Annotated in this window: 14 protein-coding genes; 6 read left to right on the forward strand and 8 right to left on the reverse strand. The window is 66.6% G+C overall.

Annotated elements, in window-relative coordinates; genetic code table 11:
* Positions 1-89 precede the first annotated feature (89 nt).
* The 4 genes from P5W99_RS10160 to P5W99_RS10175 all read right to left on the reverse strand — a co-directional run bounded on the left by P5W99_RS10160 (position 90) and on the right by P5W99_RS10175 (position 3368).
* On the reverse strand, positions 90-1079 hold the full coding sequence (locus P5W99_RS10160; protein ID WP_421024380.1) for a beta-ketoacyl-ACP synthase III: 990 nt from the start codon (positions 1077-1079) through the stop codon (positions 90-92).
* Positions 1079-2236 (reverse strand): phosphate acyltransferase PlsX, encoded by a 1158-nt coding sequence (gene plsX / locus P5W99_RS10165; RefSeq protein WP_421043432.1) that lies wholly within the window; start codon positions 2234-2236, stop codon positions 1079-1081. Before plsX ends, P5W99_RS10160 begins: the two co-directional genes overlap by 1 nt.
* A 144-nt stretch (positions 2237-2380) precedes the next feature.
* Positions 2381-2560: a 50S ribosomal protein L32 gene (gene rpmF / locus P5W99_RS10170; RefSeq protein WP_018441573.1), complete on the reverse strand. Its 180-nt coding sequence runs from the start codon at positions 2558-2560 to the stop codon at positions 2381-2383.
* Between the two features lie 130 nt (positions 2561-2690).
* Positions 2691-3368, reverse strand: coding sequence for a DUF177 domain-containing protein (locus tag P5W99_RS10175; protein ID WP_421024382.1), 678 nt, complete (start codon positions 3366-3368; stop codon positions 2691-2693).
* A gap of 361 nt (positions 3369-3729) precedes the next feature.
* Between P5W99_RS10175 and P5W99_RS10180 the strand changes: the two genes are divergently transcribed.
* Together P5W99_RS10180 and P5W99_RS10185 are read left to right on the forward strand one after the other, a co-directional pair.
* Positions 3730-4389: a Maf-like protein gene (locus P5W99_RS10180; RefSeq protein WP_434662538.1), complete on the forward strand. Its 660-nt coding sequence runs from the start codon at positions 3730-3732 to the stop codon at positions 4387-4389.
* On the forward strand, positions 4386-5108 hold the full coding sequence (locus tag P5W99_RS10185) for an SAM-dependent methyltransferase (RefSeq protein WP_421024384.1): 723 nt from the start codon (positions 4386-4388) through the stop codon (positions 5106-5108). The genes P5W99_RS10180 and P5W99_RS10185 overlap by 4 nt, the downstream gene beginning before the upstream one ends.
* A 95-nt stretch (positions 5109-5203) precedes the next feature.
* On the opposite strand, the gene P5W99_RS10190 is transcribed toward P5W99_RS10185, so the two are convergent.
* From P5W99_RS10190 to P5W99_RS10205, 4 genes are all read right to left on the reverse strand, one after another.
* Positions 5204-6178 (reverse strand): S49 family peptidase, encoded by a 975-nt coding sequence (locus P5W99_RS10190; protein WP_434660548.1) that lies wholly within the window; start codon positions 6176-6178, stop codon positions 5204-5206.
* 13 nt (positions 6179-6191) lie between these two features.
* Positions 6192-6611, reverse strand: a complete 420-nt coding sequence (locus tag P5W99_RS10195; RefSeq protein WP_421024386.1) for a Rieske (2Fe-2S) protein — start codon at positions 6609-6611, stop codon at positions 6192-6194.
* The gene (locus P5W99_RS10200) at positions 6608-7267 is read right to left on the reverse strand and encodes an HAD-IIIA family hydrolase (RefSeq protein WP_421024387.1); all 660 of its coding nucleotides are present in this window, start codon (positions 7265-7267) and stop codon (positions 6608-6610) included. Before P5W99_RS10200 ends, P5W99_RS10195 begins: the two co-directional genes overlap by 4 nt.
* 80 nt (positions 7268-7347) lie before the next feature.
* On the reverse strand, positions 7348-8385 hold the full coding sequence (locus P5W99_RS10205) for an RluA family pseudouridine synthase (RefSeq protein WP_434660551.1): 1038 nt from the start codon (positions 8383-8385) through the stop codon (positions 7348-7350).
* A 930-nt stretch (positions 8386-9315) separates the two neighbouring features.
* On the opposite strand from P5W99_RS10205, the gene P5W99_RS10210 reads away from it, so the two are divergent.
* The 4 genes from P5W99_RS10210 (at position 9316) to moeA (ending at position 15958) form a co-directional block, all read left to right on the forward strand.
* Entirely contained in the window at positions 9316-12549 is a 3234-nt protein-coding gene (locus P5W99_RS10210) for an Rne/Rng family ribonuclease (RefSeq protein WP_434660553.1), read from the forward strand.
* Between the two features lie 189 nt (positions 12550-12738).
* On the forward strand, positions 12739-13851 hold the full coding sequence (gene moaA, locus P5W99_RS10215) for a GTP 3',8-cyclase MoaA (protein ID WP_434660555.1): 1113 nt from the start codon (positions 12739-12741) through the stop codon (positions 13849-13851).
* A gap of 15 nt (positions 13852-13866) precedes the next feature.
* Positions 13867-14496 carry a molybdenum cofactor guanylyltransferase MobA gene (gene mobA, locus P5W99_RS10220; protein ID WP_434660557.1) on the forward strand — a complete coding sequence of 210 codons (630 nt, stop codon included), beginning with the start codon at positions 13867-13869 and terminating at the stop codon, positions 14494-14496.
* 103 nt (positions 14497-14599) lie between these two features.
* Positions 14600-15958, forward strand: coding sequence for a molybdopterin molybdotransferase MoeA (gene moeA / locus P5W99_RS10225; RefSeq protein ID WP_434660559.1), 1359 nt, complete (start codon positions 14600-14602; stop codon positions 15956-15958).
* Positions 15959-15994: the final 36 nt, after the last annotated feature.

A 15994-nucleotide genomic window follows, 5' to 3' on the forward strand; every position in this document is an offset into this window, starting at 1 on the left:
AAACAGATGGGCGATGCGCTCCGATGAACCGCATGCGGGGCCGCACGTGTCGCAGGCCCGGCCAAGCGGGAGCGCCCGCTTCGGACTGGTCAGAAGCGGATGACCGAAGCGCCCCAGGTAAAGCCGCCGCCGACGCCTTCGATCAGCACGTTCTGGCCACGCTTGATGCGGCCGTCGCGCACCGCGACGTCGAATGCAAGCGGAATCGAAGCCGCCGAGGTATTGCCGTGCTCACCCACGGTGACCACCATGCGCTCGGCGGGCAGACCGAGCTTGCGGCAAGTGCCCTGCATGATGCGGATGTTGGCCTGATGGGGGATCAGCCAGTCGATCTGGTCGGCTGTGAGTTGCGCTTTTTCGAGCGCCTCGATCGCGACCTTCTCGAGCACGTTGACGGCGAGCTTGAACACGGCCTGTCCATCCATATGGAGGAACGCGTTGCCGGCAACCACGCCGCCGTTCACGTTGCCCGGCGTGCAGAGAATGTGCGCATAGCTGCCGTCGGCGTGGAGCGCGCTCGAGAGCACACCCGGCTCGCTGGACGCCTGCAGCACGATCGCGCCTGCGCCGTCGCCGAACAGCACGCAGGTCGTGCGGTCTTTGAAGTCGAGAATGCGCGAGAACGTTTCCGCGCCCACGATGAGCGCCGTCTTGTGCTGGCCGCTGCGGATCAGGCTGTCGGCGACCGATACCGCGTAAGCAAAGCCCGAGCACACGGCCTGCACGTCGAACGCCGCGCCGTGATTGCGGATGCCGAGTTTGTTCTGCAGCAGGCAGGCGGTGCTCGGAAACACGAAATCGGGCGTTGAGGTGGCGACGATGATGAGGTCGATCGATTGCGGGTCGACATCGGCGGCCTCGATCGCGCGCTGCGAAGCGGCCAGGGCGAGATCGCTGGTCGTGACATCGGGCGCCGCAAAGTGGCGCGCGTGGATGCCGGTGCGCGCGACGATCCACTCGTCGCTCGTCTCGACGCCCTGGGCGGCGAGACGTTCGGCCAGATCCTGATTGGTGACGCGCTCAGGCGGAAGAAAACTGCCCGTGCCGAGCACGCGGGAATAGAGAGTCGATTGAGCCATTATGCCTTCGAGGATGATGCGGCGCCGGGCGGCAGTTCGCCCGCCGTCTGAGCGGGTAAGCTCGCTGATGGACTCGCGGAAGGCTCCTCGGGAGCCTTTGGGGCGGCGCTGTTCTGGCCGCCCGTGGACGCACCGGCAGCCTGTTCGAGTGAACTGGCGTTTTCTTCCATGGCGCGCGCGAGACGCTCCAGCACGCCATTTTTGACGGCATCATACCCGCGTTTGATCGCCCACTCAAACGCATAAGCGTCTGCGGAGCCATGGCTCTTGAATACGAGGCTTTTCAGGCCGAGCAGCGCCGCGCCGTTGTACTGGCGGTGATCGACGCGTTTCTTGAAACGCATGAGCACCGGCAGCGCAGCCAGCGCCATGAGCTTTGTGAGCCACGAGCGACCAAACTCTTCCTTGATCATGTCGTTGAGCATCTGCGCGAGGCCTTCCGACGTCTTGAGCGCGACATTCCCCACGAAACCGTCACAGACGACAACGTCGACGGTGCCCTTGTAAATGTCGTTACCTTCCACGTTGCCGCGGAAATTCAGCGTGCTCGCGCGCAGCAACTCGCCTGCGCGCTTGATCGTGTCGTTGCCCTTGATGACTTCTTCACCGATGTTCAGGAGCCCGATGGTCGGGCGCTCCTTGCCCTCGAGCGCGGCGACGAGCGCGTGCCCCATCTCGGCGAATTGCAGCAGATGCTGCGGTTCGCAGTCGACGTTCGCGCCGAGGTCGAGCATCGTCGTGTAACCGCGCTCGCTGGGCAGCGCGAACGCGATGGCCGGCCGTTCGATGCCAGGCAGCGTCTTGAGCACATAGCGCGAGACGGCCATCAGCGCGCCGGTGTTGCCTGCGGAGACGCAAGCCTGCGCCTCGCCCTCTTTGACGCGGTTGAGCGCGACGCGCATCGACGAGTCTTTCTTTTTGCGCAAGGCGACTTCGACCGGATCGTCCATTTCGACGACCTCGGTGGCGGGAACGACGGAAAGTGCGGAGAGGTCCAGCGCTTTCAGCTTCTTGAGCTGGGCGCGGATCGCCGTCTCGATGCCCACCAGTTGCAGTCGCGCATCGGGATGCGTGCGGACGAAATTGACTGCGGCAGGCACTGTCACGGACGGACCGTGGTCGCCTCCCATGCAATCTATCGTGAGCGTAACGGTCATGGAGTGCGACGGATTTCAGGCACAAAAAAGCGGCAGTTGAATGCCGCCTTTTTTGCCGAGCCGAAAAACTGTCAAGCGAACGGAATCGCCATGTGCAGCGCCGTGCAAGCCCAGAATCGGGCCGTCGCGCCGCACACTGGACGATTAGTCGTTCTTGGTCTTGACGACTTTCTTGCCGCGATAGTAGCCGTTCGGGCTGATGTGGTGACGCAGATGCACTTCACCAGTGCTCGGCTCGACAGCCAGCGGCGCGCCCGTGAGGAAATCGTGCGAGCGGTGCATGCCGCGCTTCGACGGCGACTTCTTGTTTTGTTGAACTGCCATGATAACTCCTGAAAATTTTCCAAATTCTAACACAGCCCGATCCGGCCGCCGCCACCCTGGGGGATGACCGGACTCCGGGACTGGGCCACGAATTGATACTGCACGCCACCCGCAGCCACCCGGTAAAACCTTAGTGCTTGCTGCCGGGACCGTCCTTCTTGAGCGATTCGAGCGCCGCAAACGGGTTGACGCGCTCTTCCGGCTCGATTTCCTGCTCCGGCACGTCGTCGACGGAATCCACGCCATCCGCGCCGTCGGCACCCGAGGCGAGGCTTTCGTGAACTTCCGGACAAACTTCGTGCTTCGGCACGAGCGGCAGCGAGAGCAACAACTCCTCTTCGATCAAGTCGACGAGATCGAAATGGCGCGAGCCTACAATCACATCGAATTCATCGTCGTCGAGCGAAAACTCGTCCGCCTCATCTTCCGTCTGGACGATCCGGAAGACCGGGTCCGCGTTGAACGCCTGCTCGTAGGGAGCGAGGCAACGCTGACACGTAAGCCATGCGGCACCGTGAATCGCGAGCCGCAGATACGGCTGCGGCCCCTCGGTGCCGTTGTCCTGCAATTCCTGTTGCGTGAAGCCCTCGGCCTGCCATGTGAACGCGGCATCGCGGCCAGGCGCATCGGCCGGGACTTCGCTTAGCATGCGCGGCAGTTGCGGGAGACGCACCGCACCCGATGCACTGCGCCCGCTACGCGCAAATTCGAAAATGTCGAAATCGCGCGGATTGAGCGCGCCCTGCGTGCCTTTATCCGCACCTGCACCCGATGCGGTGCCCGCAGGCTTGCCAGAATGTTCGGTCATGTGCGCTCTCCTGCTCCAGACGCGCGGCCCGCAGGCGGCGCAAAGCCCTACACTGCTGCCGATCCGCGATCCGTATTCTTGTCCGCCCGCTTCCCTCGCGCTTTTCTTAATGCGCGCCAGCCCGCCGGACACACCGCCGGACACACATTAGCCAGACGCACGAGGTGAGCGTACCGATGAAAAGCCCAAAATCATAACGTCTTTATCTTTGCGAGTCAAACACTTAAGCTCACGCTCGCAAGCCTCTGCGCGGCTTGGGTATTTTGGCAAATTCGCCGGCAAATGCGACAGTTGAATGCGACTGCCGCATGCCTTACTCGCCCTGCACCGCTCCACGACCATTATTCACGATCCGACCATCATGCAGGATACCGCTGCACCCGCCCGGCAACCGGGCCGACCCACGCTGATTCTCGCCTCCAGCTCACGCTACCGCCGCGAGTTGCTCGAGCGCCTGCACATCCCTTTCGAGACCGCTGTGCCGGCCATCGACGAAACGCCGCAACCCGGCGAAACGCCCGCCGCCACGGCACTGCGCCTGGCCGAGGCCAAGGCCCGCGCCGTAGCCGCCGCCTTGCCGGCCGGCGCCGGGCGTGCGCTCGTGATTGGCTCCGACCAGGTGGCGACCTTCGACGGGCACCAGATCGGCAAACCGGGCACTCACGAGCGTGCACTCGAGCAACTGCGCGCCATGCGCGGACGTGAAGTGTTGTTCCATAGTGCACTCAGTCTGCTCGACACCGCGACTGGCCAAACGGATACCGTCGATGTCGTGACCACGGTGCGCTTTCGCGACCTGCCCGACGCCGCGCTCGACGCCTACCTGCGCGCCGAGCAGCCCTACGACTGCGCGGGCAGCGCGAAATCGGAAGGGCTTGGCATCGCGCTGCTGGAAGCAATCCAGTCCGACGATCCCACCGCGCTGATCGGCCTGCCGCTCATCGCGCTCACGCGCATGCTGCTCGCCTTCGGCTATCCATTGCTGAATCCGCTACTTGCGCCGCAGGACGCTCGCCAATGACCACGGGCACGCTCTATCTGATCCCCAACACCCTCGGTGACGGCGACGACGCCGCGCTCGCCGCCGTCCTGCCCACGCCGGTGCGCGAACGCGCGGGCACGCTGTCCAGCTACATCGGCGAGAACGCCAAGACCACGCGCGCGTTCCTGAAGCGCGTCGGAACCACGCAGCCGATCCAGGAGATCGAAATTCGCGAGCTCAACGTCAACACGCCCGCAAGCGAGATCGACAAGCTGCTCGCGCCGCTTCTGGCCGGCATCGACACGGGGCTGGTGTCCGAAGCGGGCGTGCCCGCCGTGGCCGATCCGGGCGCCCTGCTGGTGCGACGCGCGCACGAGCGCGGCATCAAGGTCGTGCCGCTCGTCGGGCCGAGCTCGATCCTGCTTGCGCTGATGGCGTCGGGCCTGAACGGCCAGAGCTTTGCGTTCCATGGCTATCTGCCCGTGGACGCGAACGAGCGCACCAAAAAGCTGCGCGAACTCGAGCAGACCTCCCGCAAGGCGAAGCAAACGCAGATCTTCATCGAGACACCCTATCGCAACCGCGCGCTGCTCGACGCGCTGCTCGCAACCTGCGCACCCTCCACGCTCGTGTGCGTGGCCGCCGACCTCACGCTGCCAGGGGAGACGATCGTGAGCCGCGCCGTGTCCGAGTGGAAAAAGAAGCCGGCGCCCGAGTTGCATAAGCGGCCCGCGATCTTCCTGCTGCTGGCAAACTGAGCGCCGTTCGCACAGGCGCCACCGCTAAATGAAACGGCCGCCATGCATCGCACAGCGGCCGTTTCACGTGGGATCGGAGCCCCGTTTGCGCAGAATCAGCGCACTGAAACCTTCCCGCCCGAAATCAGCGAATGCACGGCCGCCGAACCAACGCTTGCGCCAAAGCGCTTCGCGACGCGGTCGGTGATGCCCTGCTTGACCGTGTAGTCAACGATGTCCGGCGCCTTGATGACTTCGCGCGCCACATAGTCGCTGTCGCCGAAGCCGTCAGCAAGACCGAGCTCGATGCTCTTCTGGCCGGTCCAGAAAAGGCCCGAGAAGAGGTCCGGCTCATCCTTCAGGCGCTTGCCGCGGCCCGCCTTCACGGCGTCGATGAACTGCTGGTGAATCTGGTCGAGCATCTCCTGCGCGTGCGCGTCCATCTTCGGCGTATTCGGCGAGAACGGATCGTAAAAACCCTTATTCTCCCCCGACGTGCGCAGCCGGCGCTGGACGCCGAGCTTGTCCATCAGGCCCGTGAAGCCGAAGCCGTCCATCAGCACGCCAATCGAGCCGACGATGCTGGCCTTGTTCACATAAATCTTGTCCGCAGCGGCGGCAACGTAATAGCCGCCCGAAGCGCACATGTCCCCCACCACCACGTAGAGCGGAATGGCCGGATATTTCCCGCGCAGCCTGCGGATCTCGTCGTTGATGATGCCGGCCTGCACCGGCGAGCCGCCGGGGCTGTCGATATGCAGAATCACGCCGGCGGTGCCGTCGTCGTCAAACGCGCTATCGAGTGCGCTATTGATGTCGTCGGCGTTGGCGGACGTGTCCGCCGAAATCTCGCCACTGAGCGTGACGAGCGCCGTGTGGCGGCCGCCGCTGTCCACGCGCGTGCCGGAAAGGTCGAGGATGCTCCATGCGACCAGCACCAGCACCGCAAGAAACGCGAAGCGGAAAAAGATCTTCCAGCGGCGCGCCGAGCGTTGCTCGGTGATCGCGGCCATGGCGATGCGTTCGAGCGCCTCGCGCTCCCAACCGGGCTTGCCGCCGCTGGCGTCATCAGGGTTCAGGTTATCGGACATGCGTGGTAACGAATCAGGATGGGGTCGGACTCAAATCGTCGTCCGGAAGCCAGAATACCGCACGGCCTTCGGGTGTGTCGCGTTCTTCGACGCGCACCGCGCGCAACCGCGCGCCGCGGCACGGTCCGCCCACGCATTTGCCGGTGTCGGGCTGGTAGATCGCGCCATGCGTCGCGCACATGATATAGAGCCCCGAAGACTCGAAGAACTGCCCCTCGACCCAGTCGAGCTCCATCGGCACGTGGGCGCAGCGGTTCAGGTAGCCGTACACTTCGCCGCCATAGCGCACGAAGAACACGACGGCCTCGCCGCCCGCATAGGTCGCGCTCATGCGCTGGCCTGCGCCACCCTCGACGAGGTCCTCGGCGGCGCACACGCGCACGGGCGCGTGGCCCGTCTCGCGGGCTTCGCCCGCACCGGGCTGCGCGTTCATGCGTGCTCCCGCAGCCAGCCGGCCAGCGCTGCCACGTCCGGCGCGATAAACCGCGGCGCAAGCCCGGCCAGCGCGCCCGACGAATGCGCGCCGTAAGCCACGCCCACGCCCGCCGCGCCCGCGTTAGCGGCCATCTGCAAGTCGTGCGTCGTGTCGCCGATCATCACCGTTCGGCCCAGATCCTGCCCCAGTTCGCGCGTGAGCTCCTGGAGCATGGCCGGATGCGGCTTCGAGAAGGTTTCGTCGGCGCAGCGCGTGCCGTCGAACAAGCTCGTGAGGCTGGCCTCGGCCAGCGCGCGGTTCAGCCCCACCCGGCTCTTGCCGGTCGCCACCGCGAGCAGGTAGCCCGTGTCGCGCAGCTCGGTGAGCATCTCGCGCACGCCCGCAAACAGCTCGATTTGCTGATCTTTCAACAGGTAATGGACGCGGTAGCGCTCCACGAGGCGCGGATAGTCGGCGGGATCGAGCGTGGGCGCGGCAATCTGCAATGCCTCGCGCAAGCCAAGGCCGATCACGTAGCTCGCGGCTTCGTCGCCGGGCACCGGCAGGCCCAGGTCGCGGCACGCGGCCTGGATGCTGCGCGTGATGTGGGCGGTCGAGTCCATCAGCGTACCGTCCCAGTCGAACACAATCAGGTCAAATTGCTCTCGGGCCATGCGGTCCTTCTCCAAACACTGTAATTCTTGAATCCGGCTTGCTCCCCGGTTCGTCGCGGCGTCATGCGCATTCGGCGCCCCTATTCGGGCCGCGCAGCGGCGTGGCGCTCGCCCTCGCCCTCTGCTTCGCGCTGCGCGCGCAACTCGCTGACAAAGCTGCGCAGCTCGGGCGGCAGCGGCGCCTCGAATTGCAGCGGCGCGCCCGTGATCGGGTGCGTGAGCTTCAACCGGTGCGCATGCAGGAACATGCGCTTGACGCCTGGCTTCGCGCCGGTGCGCGCGAGCGCCTTGTTGAGCGCGAAGTCGCCGTATTTGGCGTCGCCGACGATCGGCAAGCCCAGATGCGCGAGATGCACGCGGATCTGGTGAGTGCGGCCAGTCTTGAGCTCGGCCTCGACGAGCGCGTAGCCAGGCCAGCGCTCGACGAGATTGAAGACCGTATGCGACGGCTGGCCGTCGGGCTGCACGCGCACACGCCGCTCGCCTTCGGGGGTCAGGTACTTGTGTAGCGGCTCCTTCACGGCGCGCCGGCGCCCCCAGTCGCTCGCCCACTCGCCGTGGACACACGCGTAATAGCGCTTGTCCGTTTTGTTGTCGCGCATCTGCTCGTGCAGCCCGACTAGCGCCGCGCGCTTCTTCGCGAGCATCAGCACGCCGGAGGTCTCGCGGTCGAGCCGGTGCACGAGTTCGAGGAATTTGCCGTGCGGCCGCGCCTCGCGCAACTGCTCGATCACGCCGAAAGCCACACCGCTGCCGCCATGCACAGCCACGCCGGCGGGCTTGTCGATCACGAGCAGCGCCTCGTCCTCGTACAACACGCTGAAGTGCGCCGCCGGCACGGGCACCGCGCCTGCCTGCTCGCTCGGCTGGGCGACGCGCATGGGCGGCACGCGCACAACGTCGCCCATCTCGAGCCGGTACTGCGCGTCGATTCGCCCCTTATTCACACGCACTTCCCCGCTGCGCAAAATCCTGTAGATATGGCTCTTCGGCACGCCTTTGCACACGCGCAGCAAGAAATTGTCGATCCGCTGACCAGCAGCGTCTTCGTCGATCTCGACGAACGAAACCTGGTCGCTCGCGACCTGATTCTGGGATATTTTGCCTAACCCTTTCATTCTGAATATAATTTGCCCAGCGCTGACGCGACGGCAGGCCAAAAGGCCAAAAAGTTCCTGATTCGCCCCAAGGTTGTCTACTGAATACCCAAGGGCGCTTCTCCGGGATCTTGAACCGCGCGGCATGCGCAGGCGGCAAGCGATAAACCGATATTTTACTTGCGCCCGGGGCCGGTTGCTCACCCCGTTTTAGAGATGCAACGAGTTGCACGCACGGAAGTCCGCGCGGCAGGGACGGCGCCCACAGGCACGTTCGGTCGAGGCAGGCTCCGACGGTAACGGAAGGTTGGTATAAAGAATTCATCCGGCGAGTCATGCCGCGCGGTCGCAACGTTTTCGAGCGACTGCCGCCCGACGCGCTGGTGGCGAAAATACGGCGAGCGCCTGATGCGTCCCGGCAATGTGCGGGATATGGCGACGTCAAAAGTGGCGAGACACCCCGAGGGGGAAGACGGGCGTTTCTGAAAGCTTCCCGTGCGCGGCCCTGGGCTCGATGCCCGAAGCCGCAAAGCAGATCCAGCCAGCAGCGCGCGCAGTTCGCGGCTGCGGCCCATGTCCTGTCGCGATCGTGCGTGGCGCCTTTTGCCGCCAACACACGCAAGCACCGCCACAAGCCGGCAATCAGCGGCTATGAGCGGGCAACAAGCGGCGACAGGCGGATCGGAAGCGCAGGAAAACCGTGCCCCCGCGCGTCTGGCTGCTCTTGAAGACGTATTTCGCATGTGCCCACGCGGCCCGTCCATGGCAACGCAACGCCGGACCGGCTGCCCGCAAGGCAATTCTCCCCGCCATCCTTCCTGCTCCAGCGTGCTTGTGAAAACACAATAAGGCGCGGCTTGCCGCGACCCTCTCCCCCCATGCAGCCCGGCGAAGCGCCGGGCGCCGTCGAGGGACCGAGGGCCGTGCATGAAGCCGCACTGGAGCCGTTCAATGAAACGAATGCTGTTCAACGCGACGCAGCAGGAAGAACTGCGCGTCGCCATTGTCGATGGACAGAAGCTGATCGACATCGACATCGAAACTGCCGGCCGCGAACAGCGCAAAGGCAATATCTACAAGGGCATCGTCACCCGCATCGAGCCGTCGCTCGAAGCGTGTTTCGTCAACTACGGCGAAGATCGCCATGGCTTCCTGCCGTTCAAGGAAGTCGCCCGCCAGTACTTCCGCGACGGCGTCGACATGCGCGGCGCGCGCATCCAGGACGCCCTCAAGGAAGGCCAGGAACTGATCGTCCAGGTCGAGAAGGAGGAGCGCGGCAACAAGGGCGCCGCCCTCACCACTTTCATCTCGCTCGCCGGCCGCTACCTCGTCCTCATGCCGAACAACCCGCGCGGCGGCGGCGTGTCGCGCCGCATCGAGGGCGACGACCGTCAGGAACTGCGCGAAACCATGGCGCAGCTGCAACTGCCGGACGGCATGAGCATTATCGCGCGCACGGCCGGCATCGGCCGCTCCGCCGAAGAGCTCCAGTGGGACCTGAACTACCTGCTGCAACTGTGGCGCGCCATCGAAGCCGCGTCGCAAGCCGGCCAGTCCGGCCAGCCGATGCTGATCTATCTGGAATCGAGCCTCGTGATCCGCGCGATCCGCGACTACTTCCAGCCCGATATCGGCGAAATTCTCATCGACACCACCGAGATCTATGACCAGGCACGCGCCTTCATGGATATCGTGATGCCGGATAATGTCAACAAGGTGAAGCGGTATCACGACGACGTGCCGCTGTTCTCGCGCTTCCAGATCGAGCACCAGATCGAGACCGCGTACTCGCGCACGGTGCCGCTGCCCTCGGGCGGCGCGATCGTGATCGACCACACCGAGGCGCTTGTCGCCATCGACGTGAACTCGGCGCGCGCCACCAAGGGCGCCGACATCGAGGAAACCGCCGCGCGCACCAATCTCGAAGCCGCCGACGAAGTGGCGCGCCAGCTGCGTCTGCGCGACCTGGGCGGCCTGATCGTGATCGACTTCATCGACATGGAGTCGGCCAAGAGCCAGCGCGAAGTCGAGCAGCGCCTGAAAGACGCGCTGCGCCACGACCGCGCCCGCGTGCAGATGGGCAAGATCTCGCGCTTCGGCCTGATGGAGCTGTCGCGCCAGCGCCTGCGCCCGGCCCTCTCGGAAGGCAGCCACGTCACCTGCCCGCGCTGCAACGGCACGGGTCATATCCGCGATACGGAATCGTCGGCGCTTCAGGTCCTGCGCATCATCCAGGAAGAGGCGATGAAGGAAAACACCGCGGCAATTCATTGCCAGGTGCCGGTCGAAGTGACCGCCTTCCTGCTCAACGAGAAGCGCGCGGAAATCAACAAGATCGAGTCGCGCTTCAAGGTCGGCGTCGTGCTGATCCCGAACAAGCACCTCGAAACGCCGCACTACAAGCTCGAGCGCCTGCGTCACGACGATGCGCGTCTCGACGACCCGCGCGCCTCGTGGAAGATGGCCGAGGAAGCTGCGCGCGAGCTCGAGTCGGAGACCGGCTACAGCAAGCGCACGGCCGAAACCAAGCCGAAGCAGGAAGCCGCGGTGAAGGGCATCACGCCCGAGCGCCCTGCCCCCACGGCACAGGCCAAGCCCGTGGCCGAGCCGATGCCCGTTGGCGCACCGGTTGCCGCCGCTCCCGCGAGCGGCGGCGGCTTCTTCGCCTTCATCAAGCGTCTCTTCGGCGGCGCGCCGGCACCGGCTCCCGTGCCGGCACCGGTCGAGCACCAGGAAAAGGCCAGCCGTCCGGCGCGCGAAGCCCGCACCGAGCGTGGCGAGAAGGCTGGCGCAGGCTCCGGCGACCGCAACCGCAACCGCCGTGGCGGTAGCCGCGACGCAGCAGCCCGTGGCGAAGCGGCAGGCGGCGCGCGCGCCGGCCAGCCCTCGGGCCGTCGTGAGGAGCGCGAACCGCGTGAACCGCGCGAAGGACGTGAAGGCCGCGCCCCCCGTGAACAGCGCGAGCCGCGCGAGCAACGCGAACCGCGTGAAGCACGCGAGGGCCGTGAGCCCCGCGCCGAACGCGAGCAGCGCATCGAACGCGTCGAACGTGGCCAGGACCGCAACGAAGCAGCCGAAGCCGCCCCGCGCGGCGAACGTCAGGAACGTGGCGAGCGCCGTGAACGCGGTGAACGCACGGAGCGTGGCGAGCGTGGCGAGCGTGGTGACCGCGCCGAACGTGGCGAACGCCGCCGTCAGCAGCAGCCCGAAGCCGCCGAGGCACAAGAGGCGCGACTCGACGCCGCTAACACCGAAGCCGAGGTCGCCGAAGCAGCCCAAGCCGCCCTCACCGACGGCGTAACCCACGCCGGCACCGACGAAGACGGCGCACCGCAAGGTGAGGAGCGCCGCCGCCGCCGCCGTGGCCGCCGTGGTGGTCGCCGCGAGCGCGATGCGGAAGGCACGCAAGGGCTCGAAGGCGCAACCGGCGCCGACGAGGGCACCGACGAATTGGCCGCTGCGTTCCCGGCTGTCGAGCAGGCTGAGCGCGTCGAAACTGTCGTTCACACTTCAGTTACCGAAGCGGTGGTCGTGACGGCCTTGCCGGTCGCAGCAGCTGCTGCCGCTGAGGCCGCCCATTCGGCGCAAGCCACCGAAGCACCAGCTGTTGAAGCACCGGCAGTCGTTCCGGCCGCCCCGGCCGAAACCGCAGTTGCTGCTGCACCCGAAGCGCCGGTTGCCGCACCCGCTGAACCGGTCGCGCCCGCCGTCGAACCGGTCGCGGCCGCCACGCCGGCTCAGGCCGTTGTGGAACCGGCTGCTGTTGCTGCAACACCGGCCGTGCAGGCCGAAGAACCCGCAGCAGCCGCAGCGCCGGTGGTCCGCGAGGATCGCGTCGAAGCTCCGCCCGCGCCGATCGCCGAACCGGCTGCCGTCGCCCAACCCGCGCCGGTCGAGACGCGTGCCGAAGCTGTTGTGGCACAAGCCGAAGCCGCAGCGCCGGTCGCCGAGCCCGCGACTCAGCGTCACACGCCAGCGAGCGTTGCGGCCGCGGCCGACACGCTGCGTCCGATGCTGGAATCTGCAGGCCTCGAGTGGGTCAACACCGACGCCGCCAAGCTGCGTGCCGCGCAGGACGCCGCCGCCCAGGTGGTGAAGCCCGCACGCGTGCCGCGCGAGCGCAAACCCCTGCCGCCGGCCGACAGCGCACCGATGCAGCAGGTGGAGACGACCCGCCAGCCCTAACCGGCACGCGCGAGTCAGCCGGACCGGAAGTCGACCTCAGGGCCGCTCCCGACCCAGCGGTAATGCCGCATCGCAACACGAAGCCCGCCGCTATCGGCGGGCTTTTTTTTTGATATATCAGCGTTCACCCTTGTCGGTGCGCAAGGTGAGGTTCGGCTAGAATCGAACCAACGAGAGAATGAAGCCATCATGTCCAGACGCATCATCCCTGTTGCCGACATCCGCTCGCTGCCGCCCAGCCCGGCAGCGCAGACCGTGCGCGCGCCGTCTGGCGAGCTGTTCGACGCCTTCGCGCGGCCGTTGCGCGACTTGCGCATCTCGGTCACGGACCGTTGCAACTTCCGCTGCGTCTACTGCATGCCGCGTGCGGTTTTCAACAAGGACTACCCGTTCCTGCCGCATTCGTCGCTTCTTTCGCTCGAAGAAATCGAACGTATCGCGCGGCTTTTCGTCGCACACGGTGTCACCAAGATCCGCCTGACCGGCGGCGAGCCGCTGCTGCGCAAGAATATCGAATTCCTGATCGAGCGCCTCGCGAAGCTGCGCACGCCCGACGGCGAGCCGCTCGACCTCACGCTCACAACGAATGGATCGCTGCTCGCACGCAAGTCGCGCGCATTGCGCGACGCGGGCCTCACGCGCGTCACGGTGAGCCTCGACGCACTCGACGACGCGCTCTTTCGCCGCATGAACGACGCCGATTTCTCGGTCGCCGACGTGCTCGACGGCATCGCGGCCGCGCAGTCGGTCGGTCTCGACCCGATCAAGGTCAACATGGTCGTCAAGCGCGGCACCAACCACAGCGAGATCGTGCCGCTCGCGCGCCACTTCCGCGGCTCGGGCGTGACCCTGCGTTTCATCGAATACATGGATGTGGGCACTTCGAACGGCTGGAACATGGCCGAGGTGCTGCCGTCCGCCGACGTGGTCGCCCGCATCGCCGAGCACTTTCCGCTCGTCGCGCTCGAACCGCACAGCGCCGCCGAAACGGCGCAGCGCTGGGGCTACGCGGACGGCGCCGGCGAAATCGGCGTGATCTCCAGCGTCACGCGCGCATTCTGCGGCGATTGCACGCGCGCGCGGCTCTCGACCGAAGGCAAGCTGTATCTGTGCCTGTTCGCCTCGATGGGCTACGACCTGCGCGCGTTGCTGCGAGGCGACGCAAGCGACGAAGCCATTTCCGCCACGATTGCCCAGATCTGGGAACAGCGCGCCGACCGCTATTCGCAATTGCGTGGCAGCGACGCCGCGCCGGCCGAGGGCGAAGAGCGCCGTATCGAAATGTCCTATATCGGCGGCTGATACAGCGATACGCCGATGCCCTCCGCTTCGCCCGCCATCCCCACCGCTGCGCTTACCGGCCTCGTGCTCGCGGGCGGCCGCGGCCAGCGCATGGGCGGCGTCGACAAAGGCCTCCAGCGCCTGCACGGCAAGCCGCTCGCCGCGCATGTGCTGGCGCGTCTCGCGCCGCAAGCAGGCGCACTCGCCATCAGCGCGAACCGCAACCACGATGTCTACGCCGAGCTCGGCGCGCCGTGGCACGCGCAGGTCATCGCCGATACGCTGCCCGACTACCCCGGCCCGCTCGCGGGACTGCTTGCCGGCCTGCGCGCCGCCGGCACCGAATGGCTGCTGAGCGCGCCGTGCGATTCGCCATGGCTGCCAGCCGATCTCGGCGCCCGGCTAGCCGAAGCGGTGCGCGCGCAAGACACGCTCATCGCCACCGCAACAACGGTGAACGCCGCCGGTGAAGTCAGCCTGCACCCCGTCTTCGCGCTCGTCCATACCTCGCTCGCCGACGATCTCGCCGCGTTTCTGGATGCAGGCGAGCGCAAGGTCCGTGCGTGGTACGCGCGCCACACGGCGGCCGAAGTGGTCTTTGCCGACGAGCGTGCGTTTTACAATGTCAATTCCTTACAGGAACTTGCCGAGCTCGACCGTGCCTGACGAGCGCGTCCGGCTCGACCGCCGCCGCCCGCCACCGGCCTGATGCACGCCCCCCTGGACGATCGCCACACCCATCCGCGCGGATGCGACGCTTCTCCACTCCATGACCACGCTTAACAGTATTTCCGGCCGCGCAGGAAGCCTTGGCCAGTTCGATCCACAAGCCTTGCCCGTCAGTGCCGCCCAGGCCATCGTGCTCCAGTGGGTCACGCCGCTCGCGCAAAGCGAGCGCGTGCCGTTGCGCGACGCGCTGGCACGCGTGCTCGCAAAAGACGTGATCTCGCCGATCGACGTGCCCGCTCACGACAACTCGGCCATGGACGGCTATGCCTTCGACGGCGCGTCGCTGCTCGCGCAAGCCGCGCCAGCGGGCGCGACGCTCACGCTGAAGGTGGCGGGCAAGGCGTTCGCCGGCCATCCCTACACGGGCGCCATCGCGCCGGGTGCGTGCGTGCGCATCATGACGGGCGCGCCGATGCCCGCCGGCTACGACACCGTCGTGCCGCAGGAGCGCGTGGAGCATGGCGTGGGCGCGGAAGCCGCCGCCGGCCCAGTTTCCAGCACCGTTTCCGAAGCCGTCACCTTCCGCGCCGACGCCGTGACACCCGGCGCAAACCGCCGCCGCAAGGGCGAAGATCTCGCGCGCGGCAGCGCGGCGCTGCGCGCAGGCCGCGTGCTGCGCGCGAGCGACATCGGCTTGATGGCCTCGCTCGGCATTGTCGACGTGGCCGTGAAGCGGCGTCTGCGCGTGGCGTTCTTCTCGACCGGCGACGAGTTGCGCTCGCCCGGCGAACCGCTCGACGCCGGCTGCATCTACGACAGCAACCGCTACACGCTCGGCGCGATGCTGCAGCGCCTGAACGCCGAGCCGATCGATCTCGGGCGCGTGCGCGACGACCCCGAATCGCTCGCAGCCACGCTCAAGGCCGCCGCCGAAAGCGCCGACGTCGTGCTGACCTCGGGCGGCGTCTCGGTCGGCGAAGCCGACTTCACGCGCACCCAGTTGCAGACGCTCGGCGATGTGTCCTTCTGGGGCCTCGCGATGCGTCCGGGCCGCCCGCTCGCGTTCGGCCGCATCTGGTCGGGCGGCCGTCCCGGCGCCGGGCGCGCGGCCCTCCTGTTCGGGTTGCCAGGCAATCCGGTCGCCACGATGGTCGCGTTCTACCAGATCGTGCGCCCCGCGCTGATCGCGATGTCGGGCGCCACGCCTCAGCCGATGCCGCTCATTCCGGCGCGCTGCGACGCGCCCATCAAAAAGCGCCCGGGCCGCACCGAATTCCAGCGCGGCGTCGCCGAGCGCGATGCGCAGGGCCAGTGGCGCGTAGCGCCCACGGGCTCGCAAAGCTCAGGCGCGCTCAGCACGATGAGCGAGGCGAACTGCTTCATCGTGCTCGCCCACGAGAGCGCCGACCTCGATGCTGGCGACACCGTCGACATCATGCTCTTCGACGGCCTCGTCTAGCACGGCGCCCATGACCCGTCACTGCATCGTTCAACA

This window comes from Paraburkholderia sp. A3BS-1L, from assembly GCF_051125215.1.
Taxonomy (GTDB): domain Bacteria; phylum Pseudomonadota; class Gammaproteobacteria; order Burkholderiales; family Burkholderiaceae; genus Paraburkholderia.